Source organism: Ruegeria sp. CDSC068 (assembly GCF_059610545.1).
Map to the genome: position 1 here is coordinate 27,862 of NZ_JBXWNV010000015.1, position 23,381 is coordinate 51,242.

Here is a 23,381-nt window from a genome sequence, read left to right on the forward strand (position 1 = left end):
GATACTGAAGACAACCTTAGATGATCATCATACACTAGCCGAAACACAGAGTAGTATTGAGGATAAAACAGTGGCCAGCACAACAGAACACACGGGCAGCGAGGCGCTCGGCGTCGGGAGTATCGTGGGCGAGAGTTTCTCGATCCTGTTCAAAAATTTTATCACCGTCATCCTGCTAGCGCTGGTGCCGACGTTATTGAGCTCAGTGATTGCGGGTATGATGGTCGGGGCCGATGTGGCGTTGGGTGCGGCAGACCCCGATTTCAGCACCTCTTCCGGCGTCACCACCTGGGTACTGACGATTTTGCTGCAGGTCGTGTTCTATGCCCTGACGACCGCTCTGCTGGTGCAACTGGCATATGACGCCAAACTCGGACGCCGCCTGCAGGTGGGTCGTTATTTTGCACCAGCTCTGCAAGCTGCTATCCCGGTTGCGGTGCTGACGACGGTCGCAGGAATTCTGACCGGGTTTGCAACGCTTGCTTTGATCATACCCGGTCTTTGGGTTTATGCGGTTTTTTCGATGGTTGCGCCTGCCGTGGTGATCGAGAAAGCAGGATTTGGCGGGCTTGGGCGCAGCGCGGCTTTGACCAAGGGATACCGCTGGCCAATTTTTGGCGCTTTGCTTCTGATCGGTATCTGCGCCGGGATCGGTGGTTTCCTCGCCAGTTTCGCCGCCGGTTTGCTTGAAGGTGTCGGAAGCTGGGCAATGACGGCAGGTTTTTCAGTTGTTGCAGCTTTTGGTGCGGGGTTGAGCGGCATTTCAGTCGCTCTGATCTATGCCCGTCTGCGCGAGATCAAAGAAGGCGTGAGCGTCGATCAGATCGCATCTGTTTTCGATTAATCAAGTGAGGTTACAAAGGGTGTGATCACCCCTTGGAGGCCGAAGGCGCTGGCTTGCGCCTTCGGCCTTCTGATACGCTTGGCTGCATTGAACAGGTAGCGTGGATTCGCGCAATCCGTGCTTCATTTTGTAACCGAGGTTTTTGGGCTGGACAGTTTTTGACAATCTTGCTTGGCTGCGTTGCACCACTCTCATTTTTTAGGAGATTTCAATGCCCCAAGCATCCGACACCAACCGTCGCATAGTTCTTGCGGAACGCCCCACTGGTCGCCCGGACAAAAACACTTTGCGGCTTGAAATCACAGACATTCCAACACCCGGCAACGGAGAGATGCTGGTGCGCACGGTGTACCTGTCTCTGGACCCTTACATGCGGGGTCGTATGAATGACGCGAAATCCTACGCTGAACCGGTTCCGATCGGTGGGGTCATGACGGCTCAGGTTGTGGGGCAGGTAGTGGAATCGAACCTCGAAGGGTACGAAGCCGGAGACTACGTTTTAAACACGAGTGGCTGGCAGGATTATGCGATCTCAACTGGTGAGCAGGTCGTCAATCTTGGCAAGACGCCGGACAATCCGTCCTGGGCGTTGGGTATCCTGGGAATGCCCGGCTACACGGCTTATGCGGGGCTGCTGAAGATAGGCGAACCAAAACCTGGTGAAACCGTTGTCGTGGCGGCTGCGGCTGGACCGGTGGGCGCAACCGTGGGTCAGATCGCAAAGCTAAAAGGGTGCCGCGTGGTGGGTATCGCGGGTGGCCCGGAAAAATGCGAACACGTGGTAAAGAACCTTGGGTTCGACGCTTGTGTGGATCACCGCGCGGCGGATCTTTCGGGACAATTGCGCGACGCGTGCCCTGACGGCATTGATGTCTACTTCGAGAATGTCGGTGGCAAGGTGCTGTATGCGGTCTTACCGCTTTTGAATCCGTTTGCGCGTGTTCCGGTCTGCGGCGTCGTGGCCTGGTACAACTTGCCGGGTTTGCCGGACGGACCGGATATGGGCCCGGTGATCATGGGTACCTTGTTGCGGATGAAGGTCAAAATGCAGGGTTTCATAATTTTCGACAATTTCGGCCCCGAGGTTTACGCCGAGTTTGTCCGGGACATGACAGGATGGCTGAAGGACGGCTCAATTACGTATAAAGAGCATGTGGTTGAAGGTCTTGAAAATGCTCCGGTTGCATTTAACCAACTGCTGGCCGGAGAAAACTTTGGGAAAATGGTTGTAAAGGTGGATTGAGCCAGGGCAGTGAAAGTTGGTCCTTCCAACTCAGACCCTAATTCGTTCGCAAAACGCATGAGTGTCAAATTTCAAAACTATGTAGAAACCTGGCTCAGGACTCTCTGATCTTCGTCTGGGTGCATGATTCCTGATTGAAAAAATTCGAGCGGTGAATTTGCCAGACTTTTTCCGGCGGAGTGACGAGCGGTAGGCTCCGTCCGGAACCTTTCTGTCCCAAGTTTCAAAGTAAAGCTCGCGCCGATGACTGCTGGGTCCTGAGTGGACACGATCAAAGAAGCCCACGCGATCATTGAATCTGGCCGCATGATCGGCAAACTCGTTGTTGCATTTTAATCAGAAAGACCAATGCTCCATGACAAACGTCCGGAAACTTGATGGGGATTACGACTATATCATAGTCGGCGCGGGCACGGCCGGGTGCGTTCTGGCCAACCGCCTGACAGAAAACCCCAAAACGCGGGTGCTGTTGCTCGAGGCCGGCGGCTCAGACAATTACCACTGGGTGCATATACCGGTGGGGTATCTTTATTGCATTGGCAACCCGCGCACGGACTGGATGATGAAAACCGCCCCCGAGCCGGGCTTGAACGGTCGTTCGCTGGTTTATCCGCGTGGCAAGGTGCTGGGGGGATGCACCTCGGTCAACGGCATGATCTATATGCGCGGACAGGCAGCGGACTACGATCATTGGCGGCAGCTGGGCAATGCCGGATGGGGTTGGGATGACGTGCTGCCCTATTTCCTGAAATCCGAGGATCACCATGCCGGGCCCGCAGACATGCATGGGCACGGAGGGGAATGGAAGGTCTCGAAACAGCGCTTGGAATGGGGCATTCTGAAAGCCGTGCAGGAGGGCGCTAAGGAATTTGGCATCCAACCGCGCGCAGACTTCAACAATGGCAGCAACGAAGGGACCGGATTTTTCGAGGTCAATCAACGCAACGGTGTGCGTTGGAACACGGCCAAAGGCTTTTTGCGCCCGGCGATGAAACGGCCCAACTTGCGCGTTCTGACCCATGCTGAAACCGAGACGCTGTTGTTCGATGGCAGGCAGGTGACGGGCGTACGCTACCTGCACAAGGGCGTTCAATATGACGCCTATGCCGGGTCCGAGGTCTTGCTGGCGGCGGGCGCGATCAACACGCCCAAAATTCTGGAATTGTCAGGCGTGGGCCGGGGCGATGTGTTGTCTGAACATGGCATCGTCTTGCAACACGAAAGTCCGGGCGTGGGTGAGAACCTGCAGGACCATTTGCAAATCCGCACTGTGTTCAAGGTCAGGAACGCAAAAACCCTGAACACGATGGCGAATTCGCTGCTTGGGAAAGCAAAGATTGCATTGCAATACGGCCTGACGCAATCAGGGCCAATGTCGATGGCCCCCAGCCAATTTGGGATGTTCACAAAATCCAATCCCGATCTGGCCACACCCGACCTGGAATACCATGTGCAGCCGCTGTCCACCGACAAGTTGGGTGATCCGCTTCACCCTTTCCCTGCGATTACTGTCTCGGTCTGCAACTTGCGACCTGAAAGCGTGGGCACCTGCCATATTCAGTCGAAAGACATCGAAGAACAGCCTGATATTCGCCTGAACTACCTTTCGACTGAAAACGACAAACGCGTTGCAGCGAAATCCGTGCGACAGGCGCGGAAAATTATGACGGCGAACGCTCTGAAACCCTATCAGCCTGAAGAAATCCTGCCCGGCCCGGCGATGGAGTCAGAGGAAGACCTTGTGAAAGGTGTAGGTGATATCGCCACAACTATTTTCCACCCTGTCGGCACCTGCAAAATGGGCTCGGATGCAGCTGCTGTGGTCGGCGCGGATCTCAGGGTGCACGGACTGTCGGGATTACGGGTGGTTGACGCATCTATCATGCCAAAAATCGTATCCGGCAATACGGCCTCCCCGGTTGTGATGATTGCGGAGAAAGCGGCAGATATGATCCGCGAAGGAACTTGATAAGTGACGTATATTGCGCATTGCGGATGTAAGCCACGAAACCGTGCGGCATCTCCTTCTCTGCTCACCCCACTGAATGTTCCGAAAAGCCTCTGTTTCTCAGTGCGTTGCGCAAAGATCCATCCAGCAGAAGAACGGCTGGAATGACGAAGGCCATCATGCCCAGCCCAATCAAGACAAACCGGACTAGATCGTGGGCTTCCGAAAACAGATTTAGCCTGTCTGCGAAGAAAATGGGAATGCAAGCCAACGCAAGCGCCGGTAGCACTGCCCAAGACCTGCAGAGGATGATATGCCAGTGAATACCGGCGTAACGCTTCATGATGATTGCGTTGATCGAAAAGACAATGAGTGAAGCCACGACTTCGGACAACGCAATTGCGGTTATGCCGAAAGACGCCGCCGACAGGATCGCGGCAATCGTGATCCCTGAATACAACGCCATAATCCAAGGTAATTTCTGAACTTGACCAGCCAGCGTTAAAATCGCGGCGCTGGCATTGCCGCTGCAACGGATCAGCGCAGCAACAGCAAGGATACGTAGAACCGGTGTTGCGGGCTCCCAACCGGGTCCCAAAATCCCGGCTGTCAGCGTATCCGCCATGAGGAACACACCGATAAACAAGGGAACCGCCCCATAAAACAGAATGGGAAAGAAGCGCAGCGAAAGTGCCCCAAATCTAGACGTATCGCCATAAGCATCACGGCTGCGGCGGAAGAGATTCCATGACAGAATACGGGTCGGTTCGCTGACAATTTCTTCAAATGCCGCGACAATGCGCTGCGCCGCACGATAATATCCGGCTGAGGTTGCGCCCAAAAATCCACCAATAATCAGGGTTGCGAAATAGATACGAACATTTACCACCAGACGGGTCATTATGATCTTTTTGGAAAAGGCCACTGTATCCGTAAGCGTTTCACGCCCCATGATCTCGGGTGTGGTTTTACTTACAATCAGACCACTGACGCTCCAGATTACGGCGCCGCAAAGCCGTCCCCATGCCAGCGCCATAACGCCAAACCCTTGATACAAAGCCCAAATCGCGACGGCCAGGTTCGCAACGTCCGCAATCGGCGTGATCAGCGCTGCGGTCGTCAACCGGTCCTGCCGGACCAAAACGCCATTGTATGCAGCACCCATCGAAGTGAAAAACACACCGACTGACAAAACCTGAAGAAGCGGCTTGGCAACGGGGTCAGAAACTATGCCCCCGATAGCGCTGCCGCTCAAAACACCCATCGCAGCGATCGTAAAACCGCATAGAATTGCCACAAAGAGAGTTTCGCGAATGCGGTCCTCGGGCCCATGCCATTGCATGATGTACTCTGACCATCCTGCCATTGAAACTTGTGTCAGGATAACGACCATTGCCGCAGCCAACGCAAAAACGCCAAACTCGGCAGGAGTCATCATACGTACGGCCACCAAGAAGATCGCAAACTGCGTCAACTGGGTAAAAATCTTGGATACCGTGGTCCAAACCCCGCCACGCAACACGGTATCTTTTTTTTGGGCTGGCTGTGTCATTGGCTCAACCTGTCCGACGCACCGGTTCTGGCGTCAAAGTTGGGCCATTGTTGGCCGCCGCCATTCTCAGCAGGACAAGCAGATGACAAACCCAGCCAACATAGGCGACACCACGCGTCAAATCTATCGCAACGGGTGTTTTCCAAAACGTCCCTCCATTACGTGGCCACAGGGGCACGCAAACGTTCCGTCCCCCGAGTTGTGCTTGGGCTTTGCAGGATATCGCGGTACAGAGACAACAAGGCGTCGCACCAAGCTTGCGAAGACAATGAGATGTGGCGCGCGCCCGTTTTGGCATTCGAAGCCATTTGCGCGACCCAATCATCGTCAGCAGACAGGCCGGCCAATGCTGCAACCAGCGCATCCCGATCTCCGGCGGCAAAGCTCTCGCCCATCTCTTGAGCGCAAATGTCCCGACTAATTAGCAGGCTATCCGATGCCAGAACCGGAACGCCACATAACAAAGCTTCGACCGGTGCCAAACCAAATGGTTCGGGACCCAATGTCGGCGCTACCAGCATCCTGGCTTTGGCCATGGCGCGCTCCAACCCGGTTCGATCTTGCCAACCATCGAACCGGTGTTCGGGAAAGTCGACCTTTAGTTTCGCCAGATCCAGACCACTGCCCACAAACCGCATTTTGACACCGGCACACCGTGCGGCCTCGGCCAATAGGAAGACCCCTTTGTACTCGTGCAGATCGCCAACGTACAGAAACTCACTGTTCTGATGGCATGGCACCGGATCTGGAAAAAGAGGTTCTGACGGATTGGCTAAAGCGACTACCGGGCCGGGCGTGCCGTCCGGAAACAATCGGTGTTCCATACCCGGGTGGATTAGTAAGGTCGTGACGTCCGGCAATAACTTGCGTCGCGCTCGGTTTTGTAGCGCTTGCCGTGACACCCGCCAGATTTTCTGCCCGTAGCTACGCTTGTCACAGTTATGCAGTATGCATGACGCGGACATCGCAACGCGTGGACACGTGTTTTGCTGGCGAAAATCAAAAAACGCGCCATTGGGACAACTCAGAAAGTAGTCGTGGGCGTGCATGACTGCGCGGCTTCTCACCGGCTTAAGAGGGCACAAAAGCGACGGCGACAAAGTCTGATGATACCCATGGACATGGTAGATGGTGCCCGGGCAGTCATTTTTTTTGATCCAAGTGGCTAGCCGCCTTCTAACCCTACGATTCCAGAGCCCCGACGCGGCTGCGGACAGTCCACCCTGATCCAACAAGCTTTGACCACCCATAGATATCAGCTCGACCCCAGTCGGCATCTGCCCCCCATCGTCGCCACAAAAAAATGTAACAGGGATGCCCTGTCTCGCAAGCAACCGGGCCTGAAGAACCGCAAGCTTGGAAGCCCCTCCGCGAATTTTTGCGAAGTCACTAAGTACCACCACGCGACTTGGAGCTGGGTTCGTCATTCGAACCGCGCCACTTTCTCAGGGTTAATCCTGCCGCGCGCCAAGTCGCCAAAGGCATGCAGGTTTCCTTTCAAGCGCCCCAACCGATCAATTTCAGGCTCGGAATTGAAAGACCTGACAAAGTTGCTCGCCAAGTTTCTACACATGATGTTCAGAGCGCGATTAAACGCCATCGTCCCTTTTCTATGCAGATAAAGCGGGTTGGCAATTTGCGAGTACCCAACACGCAAGCCGCTTGATCGCCCAACCTTGGTTCCTAAATGGACACCTCGCAAATTGCTCGATCGAACGATGCGACCATGCGCAGACATCTGGCGTGAGAAATCTACATCCTCAAGCCAAGCGTAAAGCTTGAGCCGCGTATCAAAGAGTATTTTGTCCAACAAAGCTGGTGCAGCGCGCAGCGCCATGTTGCAGCCATAGCAATTGTAGACGTCAGTAATTTCAGAAGTAACGGTGGGCGCTGTTCGCGAGACCATTTCCAAACCTCGCAAGTGGCTGATTCCCGGGCCATGTATTCCATCTGCCAAAACTGTCCCTGTCGCCATGACGACGTCGGTCCGAGACTTGAACAGATGTTCTAGGTTGGCCAGATAATCCGGCGCCATTAGAAAATCGTCATCCAAATACAGCAGGACATCTTCTTCCTGCAGCATGCTCAAGGCTGTGTTTCGTTGAATGCAACAGCCGCGTTCGCTTTGAACGATGCAAACTGGGAATGGCAAATTGGCAATTTTATGCGCGTCAATATCGTCGGCCCGCGCAACAACTACGATCACGAGGTCTGGAAATCTTTTTTGGCGCGCTATGTCCAAAACTGTGGGAACCACAATATCCGGGCGATTTGTAGTCGGAATGGAAACAATTAAACGCATAACGCTAACACACTTTAGACATAATATTGCCGATAAACCGCCGCCACAGCCTGCCTTATTGACAGGTATTCGTACTCAGCGTAGCCGTGGTGGTAATGATGAAAAAGAAAAGTCGAGCATAGCAAATGGCCCTCGTTCACGAGAATAAAACGTTGCGTTTCAACATCATCGAAATGATCGAATCCGCGTCACCTAAGTTACTACGCAGGCTGGTGATTGGCGGTTGTCTCCTCTTCTGGTTAGTCGTGGTTTTGTTCGTTTTCTTCTGACCGCAACCCAAGATTTCGCTACCGAGCACCATCGCTCATGATCATCACTTTTATCGTCTTGAGAATGATTTTGAGGTCGCGTCCAAATGACCGGTTGTTCACGTAATAGACATCCATCTGTACTCTTTCGGCATAGGTCGTGTTGCTCCGCCCACTGACCTGCCAATACCCGGTAATCCCTGGTTTGACCGAAAGATAGTCACTGAAATGCTCGCCATAGTGCGACGCTTCTGCAGCAACGACCGGGCGAGGTCCGACAATCGCCATATCACCCACTAAAACGTTCCAGAATTGCGGCAGTTCGTCCAAGCTCGTCTTACGGAAAAACTCGCCGACCGTCGTAATCCGCGGGTCATCATCCAGTTTCTGTTGAGCTTCCCACTGAGCGCGCGCTTCGGCGTCAGATTCCAAGATCTTCGCCAAACGCTCTTCGGCATTCCGTGCCATCGTTCTAAACTTGAGGCAGTTGAATTCTTTGCCATCTCGGCCGATGCGTTTGTGCCCAAAAAAAATCGGCCCACCGTCCGTTATCAAAATAACAAGTGAGATCAGAATGAGAAAAGGAGAGAAAAAGATCAGCGCAAAAAATGCAAACAAACGGTCAAACAACGATTTGAGAATAGTGTCTGAACCACCGTTGTACTTCTTTAATCGACCAGAAGATGAGCCACCGAGCAATGAAGACTCCACCTCAGCCCCACGATTAAAATTCGTTCTCATTACACAGCCAATCGTTAATACAATACACAACACGCGCGACCCGAAAAACATTGGCCCGCATTACAATTCCCCACCATTCAAAGTATAAGTAAATCCCTGCCCAAGCCGCAACTTTTTTGTAAAATCGAGGAAGGGCAGCAGGCGTCCTGTGGATAACCTACTTCTTTAAGTCAGTTTGTCGCCATAAGATCAACAGTACTCAAGTTTACCTCCGGACTGTTCCTGACAAAAAAATCCACCAAAGCTATACACGATTCGAAAACCCTTCGGCAGATGCTGCAAAGGTCTCAGTCGTGTAGCCTTCGAAAACCTGTTCTCGGGCAACAACGCACAGCCCCGAAACCGCCATAAGAAGCAGAGTTGGATCCGGTGTCGTTGCTGAAACTAACATGGCTGTCAATAATGTCAGCGCGCAAACGCGACCAGCGCTAAACAACCGTAGCGTGCCGCGATCGGCTCCTGTAGCTGGCAAACCAATTGCGCTGAAAATGAACATCAAAAAAGCAATCGTTCCGGGAAAGCCCACACTTCCTAAAAGAACGGATGCAATGCCATTCCCCCGCACTGAGCCGACTCCGGCCCCAAGCCCCCAGGTTTGGAAGAAAGTATCAAACCCAGCCGCAGCCCACGCGCCGCGTTCCCGTCCTGATAGGGAATCTTGTTTGGAAAAAACCAAACGGTCTAGAATATCTGAAACGCTATCCATCACGAATGGCACCAGAAGTAACGCACTGATCGCAATGGCGAAAAACGAAACACCTATGACCATGAGATGCCCAAACCCACGAGACATACTGAAGCCCAGAAAAACTCTGAAATGCAGAGTCACGAAGAATACCCCTGCGGCAAGAGCGGCTATGCCTGTGCTGGACATGGCAAGCACGGCGCCAACAAAATTGGCTGCTGCCAAGATGCCGTGGCTTTGCGTTCTGACAACCAAGTAAGACATAAAAAAGTAAGTAAAGAACGCAGCCGAAGCGGCCCCATAAGCGGACGCTTCGGCATATCCTCCGATCACCCTACTGAACGGCCCCACCAGATGTTCGTTTAGAAGGGTATAGTCGGCAGTTCTGACTAGGCTCAAAACCGCATCGGCACCCAGAAAGTCTAAGAGTCCAAGAACCACGTTAAGCGAGGCGGCCCAAACCAGTCCTTTTTCAATGAACTCTGCCCCGCGCCGTCTGGCGACAAAAACTGTCGCTAGAAAGAAGGCAAAGGACAGCAGGATATAGACCGATTGCGCTATGTTGGAGTTTGTAGGCCGTAGTGGCAGCATTACAGAGCTGAAGAAGTTACTAACCTGTGGCCCTCTGTTTGTCACCGTCATCGGGAAAACAAGAAACTGCCCCTCGAACAGGCGCACTAGGACGATTCCGGAGAAAACAGAGTACAACGCAAAAACAAGAAGATAGACACCCGACGGGGGCAAACGGAATTCTGCGGACCCAGGCGCATGCGTAATCCGCCGTAAGATCAATAGAAAGATCGAAAGAATTGCCAATAAATTGGCAATGATCATTGAGAGACCACCGGCAACCAACGCTGCGAACATCCCAAATGGGATGACCGCTATGGCCATCAAAATCCCATTGTCAGCATTTCGTGCGCTGAGCCAAAGCCACAATAGCAAGAATGCGGCTGCAGCAGGATAAACAGCCATTTTCGTCCTCGCTTACAACCTCGGAGCGTGAACCCCGAACGGAACATCTATTAAATTGGTCAAATTCACTGTTTCGTCTGTTACTTCGACAAGCATCGTTGCCCGAATCGGTTATCGGCAAGCGGCATATCGAAAATCGTTCTCTGTCAAAGTAACTGAGCATATTCAGATCGCGAACCGAAAGCACTAACACTCCAAAATTCGAGCGGCAATTGCCAACTTTCCCTCATAATGTTTCCGAAATGTTAACAGTAACGAGCGCATTTTGCCTTTGGGTTTTCCCGAATCCGGTTTGAAAGTAGTTTGGCGGAGTATTTTCTTCGGGCTCAGAATTCATACTGGCGGTTTTTCTCGCTTTTTGTGCGGTGGTAAAATTTTGTTTAGATCACGAGAAACCCTAAAATTTAGCTTAAGTCTTTTGAAACGTGGGATTGGGCTCCCGGTTTCAGCAGCTTGGGCTCGGCTAATGACGACCGGCATTCGCCCCCCGGCCATGGTTGGCGCTTATCCAAACTATGCAACGGCCGCAGGTAAAGCCCACGGCAACGGGTATAATGATAAGGACGTGGCACAGGTGAACACCGACCTGATGCGCAAAACCGTTGTTTGGGATTATCCGGTCATTCATTGGATTAACGAAGTTTTTAGCGAAGGAATGCACCTGCTGGATGCAGGGGGGCATTTCGGGTCGAAATACATCGCCTTTCGGGATTTGTGTCCAATCGACAGGTTGCAGTGGACAGTTTACGATTTGCCCATAACTGTCGATCTGGCCCGCGCCGCACAGGAGAGTCAGGAGTTACCTGCTGAAATTGTGTTTCAAGACGACCTTGCGAAAGTTGGTCAGATAGACGTGTTGCTAGGGTCGGGCCTGATGCAATACTTGGATATTTCTCTGGCTGAATTGATCGGCAAGCTCGACGCCCCACCCAAATACATCTTGCTAAACAAAGTCGCGACTCGCTGTGGCCCGACCGTTGTAACTCTGGAAAAGATCGGGCCTGGCCGGGTGCCTTATCAAATCAGAAACAGAAATGACTTTGAAAAAAACCTAACCGAAATGGGCTATGTAATACGCGATCAATGGGACATCCCATCTCTTGGTCGTATCATTTCAACGCATCCCGGTTTGGGCCCAAGTGTCAGCCGAGGCTATTTTCTGGAACGACGTGAGTAGGCTCGGACGATCGGATCACCGGATCGCCACCGAAGCTCGACAGGGCCGCCTGTATCGCGCAGGGCCAACGCGCCGATCCAACCCGGCGCAGGTTCGAAATGAGTTAAAGTCCAACGTAAAGGGTCGTCGTCTTCAATCCGCGTCAATCGAGGAGGGACGTCGGGCGAGAGGGTCACGTCGAAAGAATCAAGGGGCATGTACAACCCATGCCCCAGTGATTTCAGAACAGCCTCTTTTCTGGTCCAGCAGCGAAAAAACCCTTGCAACCAATCCGACGGTTGCAAGCACGACAACTCGGCGTATTCCGCTGGAGAGAAATGATGTTTAGCCACCGCATCTTCGATAGGTCGCACCAACTCGATATCGAGACCCGGATGGGCATACGAGCACACTGCCAATGCAGCCCGACCACCAGAGTGACTGAGGTTAAACCCAGGGCCATTTTGCAAATACGGCTTGCCATGCGGCCCGTACTCAAACTCGACCGCCTTGGCGTCAAGACCAATGTAATCCGCCAAGATTCTCCGCAATCCGGCGCGACCTACAATGTACATGCTCCGATCACTGGATTTGACAAAACGATCGGCCCTTCGCAGTTCGTCAACCGACAGTTCCTTACTAAAATGATCAAGGTGTTCGTCTGCTTCTTCCAGAGACCACAGCCAAAGATCCACACTGAGCACGCAAAAAATCCTTCCTTCTAATACCGAAACTACTCGTGGCGAACCTAGCAAGTCGATAGGGTGTTTAAATGAAACGCAAGGTTGTTCTTGTTATCTGTTCCGTGATTGCAATTGGTTGTTTAGTCCTGATGGGCAAAACCCTTTTGGACAAAAACCGAAATCAAATCGCGTGGTGGGTACAAGCTGGTGCACCGGATTTAGCGGATGTTATGGTGACGGTGCCTGACGGCGTGCGCCTGGCGACGGATGTCTACCTTCCGGCTGAATCCGGCCCGCGCCCAACGGTTTTGATGCGCCTTCCCTACGGCAAACGAACCTACGGCGAAGTGCGGTTTTGGGTTGGAGAGCTGACGCGCCGGGGGTTCGCTGTGGTCGCTCAGGACATGCGCGGACGGTACGGATCAGAAGGGACATTCGCCCCATACCCCAACGAGGGTCCGGACGGCGCGGCCACGCTAGATTGGATCATTAATCAACCGTGGTCAAATGGACGGGTTGGAACACTGGGTTGTTCAGCTTTGGGTGAATCCCAACTCATGTTGGCGGCTCAAGGACATCCAGCCCTGCATGCCATAGTTCCAATCGCAGCAGGCGGCGCAATCGGGTCAGTCGAAGGGAAGAACGCTTATTTCAGTGCCTTTGAAGGCGGAGTCTTCAACCTGGCAGCCAGCGTCGGCTGGTTTGGTACAGAAGGCGGCAAAACCGCACCCAAGTCTGGTTATCATCCAATTGATCCGGGCGATGTTCTCGATGGACTTCCTGTCGACGGCCTAGTCGCACAATTGCGCTCGGACGAGACTGATTATGAAGCGTTTTTGCAGAACTTCGATAACCCTCAATACTGGCGGGACGCCGGCTATATCACCGGCAACGAGGCGTTCTCGGTACCTGCACTATTCATTGATACCTGGCATGATCCCGGAATAGATTCGAGCCTAACTCTGGCTGAAACTCTGCAAAATGCGGGCGCATCCGTAAATACTATCATCGGCGCAGGAACACATTGCAACTACCTCGGTACGGACGGTGACACGGTCGTTGGGGATCTACCAGTCTCACCGGATCGCCGCATCGGCTATGTTGATCTCATTAGCCGGTTTCTGGCTTGGCACCTGGGGGACGGACCCGCCATTGATTTACCCGAATACACCTATTTTACACTCGTGGATAACCAGTGGCGCGAAGCCAACAAATGGCCGCCTGCCGACGCAATTCAAAAGCAGCTATATTTGAGCGCAGGTCAGTCATTGCTCTGGAAAAAAAGCGCAATTTCAGACTTAAAGAGTAGCTTTTTGTCCGACCCCGAAAACCCTGTTCCCTCTATCGGTGGCCCGCTTTGCTGCACTGGAAATCCCGAGGATCGAGAAGGGCCCGTGTTGCAGAACTCGATCGAGAAACGAGACGATGTGCTGTTGTTCTCATCCGCACCGCTGGAACAGCCAATAACAGTCGCGGGCCCAATCCAAGCAAAGCTATGGGTCACCATTTCAACTCCGGATTCCGACCTAGTCTTGCGCATTTCGGATGTAGATACACAAGGAAATTCGCTATTGGTGCAAGAGGGCGCATTAAGGTTGCGATACAGGGGTGGATTTGAAACACCCGAGCTGATGACGCCAGGACAGATCTACGAAGTAACAGTCGACATGCGCCAAATCGCCTATAAGTTCGAAGCTGGTCATCAAATTCGGTTACATGTGGCCGGAACCAACTTTCCGCGCCTTTCAAGAAACACCAATACAGGCGGGCCAATCTATTCTGAAACAGAGGTCCGATCGACAGAGATCACTGTGCTCAGTGACACTAACGAACCCTCCGCGCTGATCCTGCAAACCCTGCCGAATTGAAATAGGTCAAAAACAGCGAAGCGCTTAGACGGCCCAATCACTAAGGACAGCGTCAACGACGTTGGAGAACTCACGTCGAAACCGTTCTGCACCGAACCCGCTTGCGTGTTCGCTAATGTCGCCGGAATTAAAATGCGCGCGTTCAAACCGATGAATAGTCTCCACAATAGAACTGCTTGATTGATCGTCGAAGAACAGGCCTGTACGGCCCTCAATAACACTGTCGCGCACACCGCCTTGGCCGTAGGCCAACACAGGTGTCCCGCAGGCCATGGCTTCGACCGGGACAATACCAAAGTCTTCTTCGGCTGGGAATATCAACGCTTTCGCAGTCTGATACAGACCCGGCAAGTCTGCACTGGGGACCCGACCTAGCAACCGAACATTTGGAGGAAGATTCTGCTCTAACTCGGACCGCTGGCTACCATCACCTACGACAACCAGTTGCCGGTCGAGATCACGAAAGGCCTCGATGACCAAGTCCGCTTTTTTGTACGGAACCAGTTCAGAGACAAACAAGTAGTGGCTGCGTCTATTGGTCTCGTCAGGTAGGTGGTAGGCATCAAGATCGACCGGCGGATGCACAACTTGTGCGTCACGATGATAGTAACGCCGTATTCTCTGTGCCACAAAATTGGAATTGGCCACAAACTTGTCGACTCGGGCCGCAGTGCTGACATCCCAAATTCTAAGCCTGTGCGCGAGATGCGAAAAGTACATCTTTTCAATCCGTGACAACCGCTTGCTGTAGGCACCGTACTGATCCCAGATGTATCGCATCGGTGAATGTGCATAGCAAATATGAGGCGTACCCGGTGGTGCGATGATACCTTTGGCCGGCCCGCTTTCGGATGAAATGATCAGGTCATAACCCGACAGATCCAGTTCTTCGAGTGCCCGAGGCATAAAAGCCAGGTACTTTTGATAGTGGCGTCGCGCGCCCGGAAGCCTGGCGATGAATGTTTCATGGATGGGACGGCTTTTTAGCCGAGGCGACAGTTTGTCTGGATCGGCAACATGCGTGAACAGGTCAGCTTGAGGAAATAGGTTGACCAATTGTTCCAACACGTGCTCGCCACCGCGCATACCAGTCAACCAATAATGAACAAGGGCAACTTTCATAACATCACTGTCTTACAAACACTCAAATCAATAGTTGTACTTGTACGAATAGCTCCCAAGATCACGCGCTGCTGCATCCTGGCGACGTACCATTGTCATCACCGTTCCAAACACCGGTTGCCCATTCTCCTCCAACCTCGCAATCGAGCTAAACACCACCTTGGCCGGTGTCTTGCCACTACGCACGGCGACCAGGGTTGTGTCGGCATGTTTGGTCAGCAGAATTGCATCTGACAAATACAGCACAGGCGGCGCGTTTACGATGATGACGTCGTAGCGAGCACTTACTCGGCTTAACAAGCCAGCAAACAGATTAGACGACAGCAAATCCGCAGCGCTCGCGGTTTCAGACGATGGTGAAATGACATCAACGCCAGCCAGATCGGATCGGATGGGTAAGTCCTTAATCTTTGCATTTCCATTAAGGTATTCCACCAAACACGGCCCGTCGGACGGTAGGTCCAATGTTTTTCGTACATCCGGATGCCGAAGGTCAGCATCCAACAACAAAACGGATGTTTTCGAAGTGCTGATTGCCCGCGCCAAAGCACAACATAATGACGATTTTCCTTCTGCCGGAACAGAAGACGTAATCATTATTACTTTGGGCTGACGGGATTTCCCCAGCCCGAACAGGCTCGTGCGAATGGTGCGCACGTTCTCCATGAACTGTGATTTTTCCACGCCTGACAGTTCTTGTCGCAGCCATCTGTATTTGCTTCCAAAATGCCGGACGTATGGGATCAAAGCCAGATTGCGGCGCTGTGTCAGTGCTTCCAATTCATCCGCTGTGTTCACCGGCGACCGCGCCAGATTTCGCAAGAATACGAAAGCAGTGGCTGCAGAAAGGCCGAAAACAAAGGCCGCGATCATGTGCAGGGTCTTGCGCGGACCAGAGGGGACAGACGGAACCTCGGCCTGACCAATAATACGCGCTTCTGGAAGCTGGAAATCCGCCTGTGCGCTGGTTTCCTTGAAGCGCGAAAGAAAGTTTTCGTAGACTAGACGGTTGGCATTCGCCGCCCGTTCCAGTTGCCCTAAACGTACCGAGGCCTTGGCCAGTGAATCCGCCCTCTCAGATACAACGGCGATCTGGCTCCTCAAAGCGTTCTCTCGATTGGTGGTCACGATAACGTCACCCCGCATTTCTTCGATCCTACGCCTCAATTCGGTATCAATCGATTGGTCAATATTCGCGATTTGCGCGTTAATTCGAACCATATCCGGATGCCGACGCCCGAGGGTGCTAGCCAATTGAGCCTGATTTGTCGCCAATTCTGTTCTTTGCTGGGTCAATGTTTCCAATAGCGGTGAGGTCACAACGTCTGATACTGCGCGTAAGCCGCCAAGATTTTGTAGCGCTTTAACCTGAGAGAGGCGCACTTCAGCATCCGCGCGCTCGGTTGAGCTGCCGACCAATTTAGTATTCAATTCGGCCAATAGCTGGCTGATGCTTTCTTCATTGCCATCCGCGATTTCGATCATCTCTGCCTTGAAATCAACCACCGCTGCGTCTGCAGCTTCAAGTTGAACGCTCAATTCAGCCAACCTGTCAGATAGCCAAGAATTGGCGCGCAATGTGGCATCCATTTTCGAGTCAAGCTGACTGTTAATGTACCGGTTTGCGATGGCGTTGGTTATGTCTGCAGCAAGCACCGGATCGGTGCTCTGGAAACTCACTCCAATCACATAGGACACCCCAATCTGCGTTACAGACAGATTGTCTCGCACCGCACTGATAATCCATGAACGTAGCGTTTCTTCGGGCAATCGCGCAGCGACCACATGTGGCGGATCGTCTCCGCGCAATAGACGTTTGGCCCGGCCGAATAGGCCTTCGCTGCGCTGTTGGCGGGGGTCGTATCGGGGATGCTCCAACAAACCCAATTCGTCAACAACCTGGCCAATCAGCACGTTCGACCGCATCGTCACGACCTCACCGGCCAGGACCGAGCTGTTCAGATTAAGGTCAGAAACCACTTCCTCGACAGGCGATACACTTTCTTCGCGCGTGTCGAGAATGATCTGCGAATAAGCGGTGTAAGTCGGAGGAACAAAGAGCAGATAAATGAACATCGCTACGGCGCACCCGATGGCCGCTGCGGAAATCAATCGTGCATTAACCCGTAAAATCGAGAACAGATACATCACGTCGATAGATTGGTAAGCTAGGAAACCGGCATTCGATTTGGCAGCGCGACCCACTTCGCGCGGGTTGGACGACTCCGGGTTTCTACGCACATTCATTGTAGTTCACCCAACGTTTCGGGTGGTTTCACCACGATAACCAGTAAGTCGCCCGGCGAAAGCTCGTCCCCGGGTCGCAACAGTAGCTTGCGAACCCCGTTGTCTTCGCGTCGGCGCACTTGGAATTCGAGCAGCATTTCGCTCTCCAAACCAGAGGCCGCGTTCATCCACTGGTCCAAAAGCCCCAATCTGTCTTCGATAGAATTTCTGTTTGAAATCAGCTTCTTGATCTCGTTCCAGATCCGCTGGGATTCGTTGAGCCGCTTCTGCTCCAGATCCGAAGCGAACTGGGACAATCGTCCCTTGAGAGTTGCAAGTTGCACCAATGCCTCGGACTGTCGCTCGCGTTGATCCAACAGACTGCTTTCTGCCTGGGAAGTCTTAAGCTCAAAGTCTCGGACATCAAATTTTGGGATCAAACCTCGGGCCGCCAGATCAATCATTCTCTCCAGTTCTGTCTGAGAAACATCCACAATCCTTTGCTGCACGACTTCGCGCTGCCGCAGGATGGCGATCTGGCTTTCAGCTTCGGACACGGCCTGCGTCAGAAGCTCATGTTGGGTTATCGCATTCCGCGTCTCCAACGTGATGACCTGATCTTCACTTGCTTTATGTTCGTCAAACAACTCTCGGTTCACTGCCGGGCGCAGGTCTGGCGGCAGGTTAGACCAATTCAAACTGTCCTCGCCTTTCAACAATGCCTGAGCCCGTGCATATTGGGCGGCCGACAATGCAAGATCGTATTCAAGGCTGTTCAACGTGCCTTTCAGATTTCTACGCTCTAGAACACGGGCTTCTTCGTTGTTTGCAGAAATCGCTGGACCCCCAGCCAAACCGACGGCTTGTTCTGCAGTCATGAAAGGCTGGTAGTCGAAGTTTCCCGGATTCTTAACATCCCCCAAAACCGAAATCGGCCGGAAACTTGCAACCGAAAGCTCGATCAAGGGGTCCACAAAAATTTCATTTTTTACGTAGGTGCGATGAATTAAATCCCTCGCATCGCCAACCGCAATAGAAGATACCTGTAGACCGCCGATGTAAGGTAACTGCACCTCACCATCGAGGCCTACAGTAAATCGCTGCGGTGGTTCATTATCATCGAGAATATCCAGCTCGAGCTCGTCACCCACGTTTATCAGATATCCATCAAAGGTTGTGGCCCGGCCAATACCGCCGACCATCACTGCGCTTACAAAAACGGAAACAGCGCACAGGCTACGCACGAGATTTCGCGCGGAAGCTAAATCAGAACCCTTAAGCCAAATCATCGAATCGCTTACAACTAAATAACAACTGTCACATGATAGCGAATAATTGTGCCCTGTCAGGAGCATTTCACCCCGTGAGTTGCGAAGTGCGGGCTTAAACTTATGATTGTTGTACGGCGCCTGTAGTATTTAGCGAGTTTTATTTGACTCGCGCGACTGCGGCAGAGAAACTTGGATTGTGTAATTAGTACCCGCATTTTGCCCTGTTCGCCGCATGCCGGGAGTTTTTTGGCTCGAAATAGCTTGCGAAACGTTTTTCCGCGTCCAGGGTGATTGGGTTTAGCGGAGCGATTTTATGAAGGCATTGAAGCAGCAGCAGATAGTCGGAACCTTTCCCACTTCTGTTACCCAAAAACGGTGCTGGTTTATGGAGCAGATTCACCCCGGTAATAAGGGACTGAATCTAGCCATACGGTGGGAATTGCGAGGACCGGTAACCAGCGACATGGTTCAAACTGCGTTCCAGAAGATCATCGACCGGCATGAGATTTTTCGAACACGTTTCGTAGAACAAAACGGGGAGCCTGTGCAGGAAGTCTTCGCACATGTTGAATTCAAACTCGATCTCGTTGATATCCTTAATGTCCCCAAAGCCGATCGCGCAGAGCGAATTAACTCGATTGCCATTGCACATTCAGAACAGCCATTCGACCTGTCTGAACCCTGTCTCTTTCGCGTTGCGATGGTTCCAATGGAAACTGAACGCGCAGCTCTATTGATTTCGGTACATAACAGCGTGTTCGACGGATACTCCATCGGTGTCCTGGGTCATGAACTGGGCGTACATCTCGAAGCGCTGCAGACTGGTACCGATCCTGATCTGCCAGAATTAACACTGCAGTACGGTGACTTTTCTATGTGGCTTTCTGATTACGAACAGAGCGGTGCCATGGATGAAGAGGAAGAGTACTGGAAGCAAACCCTCGGTGGCATGGAATATTTCGAACTGCCGCTTGATCGACCGCGTGCGGCCTCAGAGCCCGAGCCGAAGTCATTTGCCAGGGAACTTCCGCAGGACTTCGAAACCAACCTTTCTGAAACCGCAAAAGAGCTGGATACCTCAGTCTTTGCCCTGGGCGTTTCCGCTTTCAGCACGGCGCTAGAACGGTTTTCGTGCCGCAATGACGTAAGCTTTGCCATCCAGGTTGCAGGCCGAACAGAAATAGATTTGGAACCACTGATCGGGATTTTCACTAATCCCATCGTCATGCGCCTCGACATTGACGCAAGCAGATCAGTAATCGATCAAGGTCGCGCTGCTCGTGAGGTCGTAAATGGCGCCCTGGCACACCAGACATTGCCCTTCGATAAGCTGGTTCAGGTACTAAACCCACCGCGAGACCCGTTACGTATCCCGTTGGTTTCGATCATGTTTAACCTTCAGCGCGTTTTCTTAAACGAAAGAAAATATGGCGATATAGAACTGGTTTCGATTCAATCACACTCACCTGGTACGCTTTACGATCTCAATGTAAACATTATAGGTCGAAATTCAGGATGGCGTCTGGCGATAGACTACAATGCCAATCTGTTTGACGAGTCCACTATTCAGGCGTTTTCGGACCTTTTGCTCGAGGTGTTCCAAGCCTTGATGCGACGCGACCCCGCTCCGACCTCAGCGATAGCAGCAAATCGACCCACTAAGGTAAAAAACCCTCCGCTAAACCTGAATGGTTTTACGTCACTTGCAAAGCCAACACCGTCCCCGAACAACGTTAAACCTCGACTGGCCTCCTTGTGGTCCGACATTCTTGCGCTGCCTGTTGATCACGTCAACGGAGATTTCTTTGATCTGGGCGGTTATTCCGTACTGGCTTTGCAAATGTTGTCGCGCGTAGGAGAGACTTTCGAGACCAGACCAAGTCTGCACGCGTTTTTGAATGATCCGACTCTGGACGGGCTGGCCAATCTACTGGGACAGACCGAACCTGTTGCAACAAAGCATCCAACGCCGCGAGACGAAACAACGCCCGATTCAATCTGGTCTCTGGTCGAACTCAAATCCGCGCCAGAAACCGCGCCCATCTTGCTGACGGTTAATCAACCATTCCTTTATCAATCACTGGGCAAAGAGATCGGAGCAATTTGTGCTGTTGCCAATATCGGTATTGCTGATCGGGCGCAGCTCAATGCACTATCTCAAGCCGGATTCGACCCGGCGATTGACGAAGCGGCATCAATTGTTCAAGCCCGATATTCAGGGCGCGACATACTTTTGTGCGGGCTTTGCGTCGATGGTCGTGTCGCGTTTCGGCTAGCTAAGCAACTAACTGCTTTAGGCGAGCGGGTGCGTTGTGTTGGTATGATTGACACTTGGGCCCCCGGCGCAATTGGCAAGTTTACACGGTCTCAACGCATACGCGATAAATGGACCATTAGAATGCGCAGGCTTCGGTATTACCTAAGCCTACGATGGCGTGGAAAGATCAGTACAACAGATCTCCTCGGTCAGAACGATTTTGCACAGCGTATTCTCCAAGCAACAGGGCTCGCACCACCGGCGTCTCCAACCGAAACGCTGGTCGACGACACCGTGGATGCTTTAGTAAGTCAAACGCGGGCCTACAGCTTTGAACCCTATGACGGCGAAGTTGTTCTTTTTATCACAAGATCTCAGGCCATGGTTCCTGAAGATGGCGTATTGGGATGGTCGGAGCTGCTTTCGGCGGACACAGCTGTCTATCCGGTGAATGGCTGGCATGGTGACTCCCTCATGCGATCGGGCTTTGGCCGAATATCCGAAGTCTTCGATGCGAAGGCACGCCGATTGGAGAGCGACAGTGCAAAATGAAAAGCTTAAAGTCGCACTGGTAACACCACCGGGACTGCTAGGCTTGCAGGATTGGCAAGCGATATTGATCGACCGATTGCGAAGTGATCCCCGGTTTGAAGTTACGGGTCAGATTGTTGGCGGAATTGATCGGCGGGACCGTTCAGGAACACTTTTGATGCGCTTGTTAATGCGGGCCGAACAGGTTCTGGCCGCGCGACGTATTCTGCCTTATGATACTCAGCCGGCCGCAGATTTCCTTAGCACTCTACCGGTCACCCAAGATCAGGCCGACCTTGCGCTTGCGCTTGGCCCCGCTTCGCTGACAAAGTATCAGTTGGCCCAGCTCCGTTTCGGAGAATGGACAGTTGCATTTGGCGGTATGAGCGACCCATTCAAGGCTGCCATGACAACTGGAGCGGGCCGCGCCCCCCATGTCCAGGTCGAAATCCATTCGAGATCCTACGAAGACCCAACTCAACGGGTTTTTCGGCAAACCAGCTACAACCGCAAACCTGGCAGTGTTTTGACCGGAGCCTTTGTAGCTGAAAAGTCGATCCTCTTTCTGTTCCATGCAATGAATGAATTGGCAGAGCGTCGCAGTGTGCCTGAAACCAGGCAGCTTCCCGAGGCTACCAAGGCAAAACCTGACTTTGAATCCTCTCTCGTCTATGCATTCAACCTTGTAAGTGACGTGACAGAAAAACTGAAATCTGAACGCCTTGCACGAGCCGGACAAATCAGAGAGTCTTGGCAACTTGGCAGTTCATCCGGTCCGGTCTCAGGGTTTCATCCAGGAAAGGCAAAAGGCCTGCCGCGATCGTCTTGCATAATGGCCGATCCCTTCCTGTTCGAGCATCAAGGGCAACAATGGGTTTTTTTCGAAGCCATGAATGCCGAAGATATCAATGGTCGCATAGAGGTGGCGCGTCTGGAAGGAGACTGTCTCACCGAACCCGTTACCGCGTTGAAGTGTACTTATCACCTTTCCTTTCCTTTCGTGTTTCGGGCCGGAGACTCAATCTTTATGATGCCCGAAACCCAGGCAGCCAAACGCCTTGAGATATGGCGTTGCACCAAATTTCCAGATGAATGGGAATTGCATGCCACAGCATTCGAGGGTCAGTACTTAGCAGATTCCAGCATGTATCTTGGGGATGATGGGCGGTGGTGGCTGATTACCAACTTATCTGATCATTTCGCTTTTCAGGATCATTCCAGCGAACTGTATCTGTTTGAGGTCGATGGCCCGGATCTGAAAACGATCAAACCTCATCCAAAAAATCCGGTCGTGTTTGGGTCAAACTGCGCCAGAAACGCAGGGGCGATCATCCGGCAAGGGGATCGGCTATTCCGGCCGTCGCAAAACAACAGCCATGGCGTGTACGGTTTTGGCCTGAACCTCATGGAAATTATCAAGCTTGACGAAACAGAGTACGAAGAGCGGTTTATCCGGCAGTTCACGCCCAAGGATCGACCTGGTGTCAAAGGCATGCATCATCTGAGTGTTGCCGGTGGCCAGATCGTGATGGACTGGAGCAGCGCAGAATGAAGTGGAACCTCGCGATCTCAGTTGTGTTTCTGGCGGGATCAGCCATCGCCGACGAAGATGAGTTCAATCTTGGCGTACAAACGCATCTGGAACAGGGATGGAGCAGAGCCGCCCTCGATCTGGCGCAAGATCTGGGTGCGACGCACCTTCGTGATGAGATTGGGTGGGCCACGGCGG

The 23,381-nt window shown here is 52.6% G+C and carries 16 protein-coding genes; 7 read left to right on the forward strand and 9 right to left on the reverse strand.

Annotation, left to right across the window (positions count from 1 at the left end; genetic code table 11):
- Nucleotides 1-70: 70 nt before the first annotated feature.
- From AC2FID_RS21360 to AC2FID_RS21370, 3 genes are all read left to right on the forward strand, one after another.
- Nucleotides 71-844, forward strand: coding sequence for a hypothetical protein (locus tag AC2FID_RS21360; RefSeq protein ID WP_282119251.1), 774 nt, complete (start codon nt 71-73; stop codon nt 842-844).
- Nucleotides 845-1,055: 211 nt separating this feature from the next.
- Nucleotides 1,056-2,087, forward strand: a complete 1,032-nt coding sequence (gene curA, locus AC2FID_RS21365; protein ID WP_496699932.1) for an NADPH-dependent curcumin/dihydrocurcumin reductase — start codon at nt 1,056-1,058, stop codon at nt 2,085-2,087.
- 355 nt (nt 2,088-2,442) lie between these two features.
- Nucleotides 2,443-4,056: a GMC family oxidoreductase gene (locus AC2FID_RS21370; RefSeq protein ID WP_496838604.1), complete on the forward strand. Its 1,614-nt coding sequence runs from the start codon at nt 2,443-2,445 to the stop codon at nt 4,054-4,056.
- Nucleotides 4,057-4,120: 64 nt separating this feature from the next.
- Here the strand turns inward: AC2FID_RS21370 and AC2FID_RS21375 are convergent, their stop codons facing one another.
- The 5 genes from AC2FID_RS21375 to AC2FID_RS21395 form a co-directional block, all read right to left on the reverse strand.
- Nucleotides 4,121-5,587 (reverse strand): oligosaccharide flippase family protein, encoded by a 1,467-nt coding sequence (locus AC2FID_RS21375; RefSeq protein ID WP_496838605.1) that lies wholly within the window; start codon nt 5,585-5,587, stop codon nt 4,121-4,123.
- A 158-nt stretch (nt 5,588-5,745) separates the two neighbouring features.
- A complete protein-coding gene (locus tag AC2FID_RS21380; RefSeq protein WP_496838606.1) occupies nt 5,746-6,447 on the reverse strand; it encodes a glycosyltransferase in 702 nt (233 codons plus the stop codon).
- A 563-nt stretch (nt 6,448-7,010) separates the two neighbouring features.
- Entirely contained in the window at nt 7,011-7,889 is an 879-nt protein-coding gene (locus AC2FID_RS21385; protein ID WP_282169661.1) for a glycosyltransferase family 2 protein, read from the reverse strand.
- 287 nt (nt 7,890-8,176) lie between these two features.
- Nucleotides 8,177-8,878, reverse strand: coding sequence for a sugar transferase (locus tag AC2FID_RS21390; protein ID WP_496758314.1), 702 nt, complete (start codon nt 8,876-8,878; stop codon nt 8,177-8,179).
- A gap of 244 nt (nt 8,879-9,122) precedes the next feature.
- Nucleotides 9,123-10,538 (reverse strand): hypothetical protein, encoded by a 1,416-nt coding sequence (locus AC2FID_RS21395; protein WP_496838608.1) that lies wholly within the window; start codon nt 10,536-10,538, stop codon nt 9,123-9,125.
- A gap of 265 nt (nt 10,539-10,803) precedes the next feature.
- Here AC2FID_RS21395 and AC2FID_RS21400 point away from each other — a divergent pair, with 265 nt between their 5' ends.
- The gene (locus AC2FID_RS21400) at nt 10,804-11,715 is read left to right on the forward strand and encodes a methyltransferase, TIGR04325 family (RefSeq protein ID WP_282169658.1); all 912 of its coding nucleotides are present in this window, start codon (nt 10,804-10,806) and stop codon (nt 11,713-11,715) included.
- Here the strand turns inward: AC2FID_RS21400 and AC2FID_RS21405 are convergent.
- A complete protein-coding gene (locus tag AC2FID_RS21405; protein ID WP_496758320.1) occupies nt 11,691-12,398 on the reverse strand; it encodes a 4'-phosphopantetheinyl transferase family protein in 708 nt (235 codons plus the stop codon). The genes AC2FID_RS21400 and AC2FID_RS21405 overlap by 25 nt on opposite strands.
- A 68-nt stretch (nt 12,399-12,466) precedes the next feature.
- Here AC2FID_RS21405 and AC2FID_RS21410 point away from each other — a divergent pair, with 68 nt between their 5' ends.
- Nucleotides 12,467-14,245: a CocE/NonD family hydrolase gene (locus AC2FID_RS21410; RefSeq protein WP_496758322.1), complete on the forward strand. Its 1,779-nt coding sequence runs from the start codon at nt 12,467-12,469 to the stop codon at nt 14,243-14,245.
- Nucleotides 14,246-14,269: 24 nt separating this feature from the next.
- Here the strand turns inward: AC2FID_RS21410 and AC2FID_RS21415 are convergent, their stop codons facing one another.
- The 3 genes from AC2FID_RS21415 to AC2FID_RS21425 are packed head-to-tail and all read right to left on the reverse strand — an operon-like array spanning nt 14,270 to nt 18,948.
- Complete coding sequence (locus tag AC2FID_RS21415) at nt 14,270-15,367, reverse strand: glycosyltransferase (RefSeq protein ID WP_496699923.1); 1,098 nt, start codon at nt 15,365-15,367, stop codon at nt 14,270-14,272.
- A 27-nt stretch (nt 15,368-15,394) separates the two neighbouring features.
- Nucleotides 15,395-17,614 carry a GumC family protein gene (locus tag AC2FID_RS21420; RefSeq protein WP_496758324.1) on the reverse strand — a complete coding sequence of 740 codons (2,220 nt, stop codon included), beginning with the start codon at nt 17,612-17,614 and terminating at the stop codon, nt 15,395-15,397.
- Complete coding sequence (locus tag AC2FID_RS21425) at nt 17,611-18,948, reverse strand: polysaccharide biosynthesis/export family protein (protein ID WP_496758326.1); 1,338 nt, start codon at nt 18,946-18,948, stop codon at nt 17,611-17,613. Before AC2FID_RS21425 ends, AC2FID_RS21420 begins: the two co-directional genes overlap by 4 nt.
- 229 nt (nt 18,949-19,177) lie before the next feature.
- Here AC2FID_RS21425 and AC2FID_RS21430 point away from each other — a divergent pair, with 229 nt between their 5' ends.
- The gene (locus tag AC2FID_RS21430; protein WP_496838610.1) at nt 19,178-21,673 is read left to right on the forward strand and encodes a condensation domain-containing protein; all 2,496 of its coding nucleotides are present in this window, start codon (nt 19,178-19,180) and stop codon (nt 21,671-21,673) included.
- Nucleotides 21,663-23,204 carry a glucosamine inositolphosphorylceramide transferase family protein gene (locus AC2FID_RS21435; RefSeq protein ID WP_496838612.1) on the forward strand — a complete coding sequence of 514 codons (1,542 nt, stop codon included), beginning with the start codon at nt 21,663-21,665 and terminating at the stop codon, nt 23,202-23,204. The genes AC2FID_RS21430 and AC2FID_RS21435 overlap by 11 nt, the downstream gene beginning before the upstream one ends.
- The last annotated feature ends 177 nt before the right edge of the window (nt 23,205-23,381 follow it).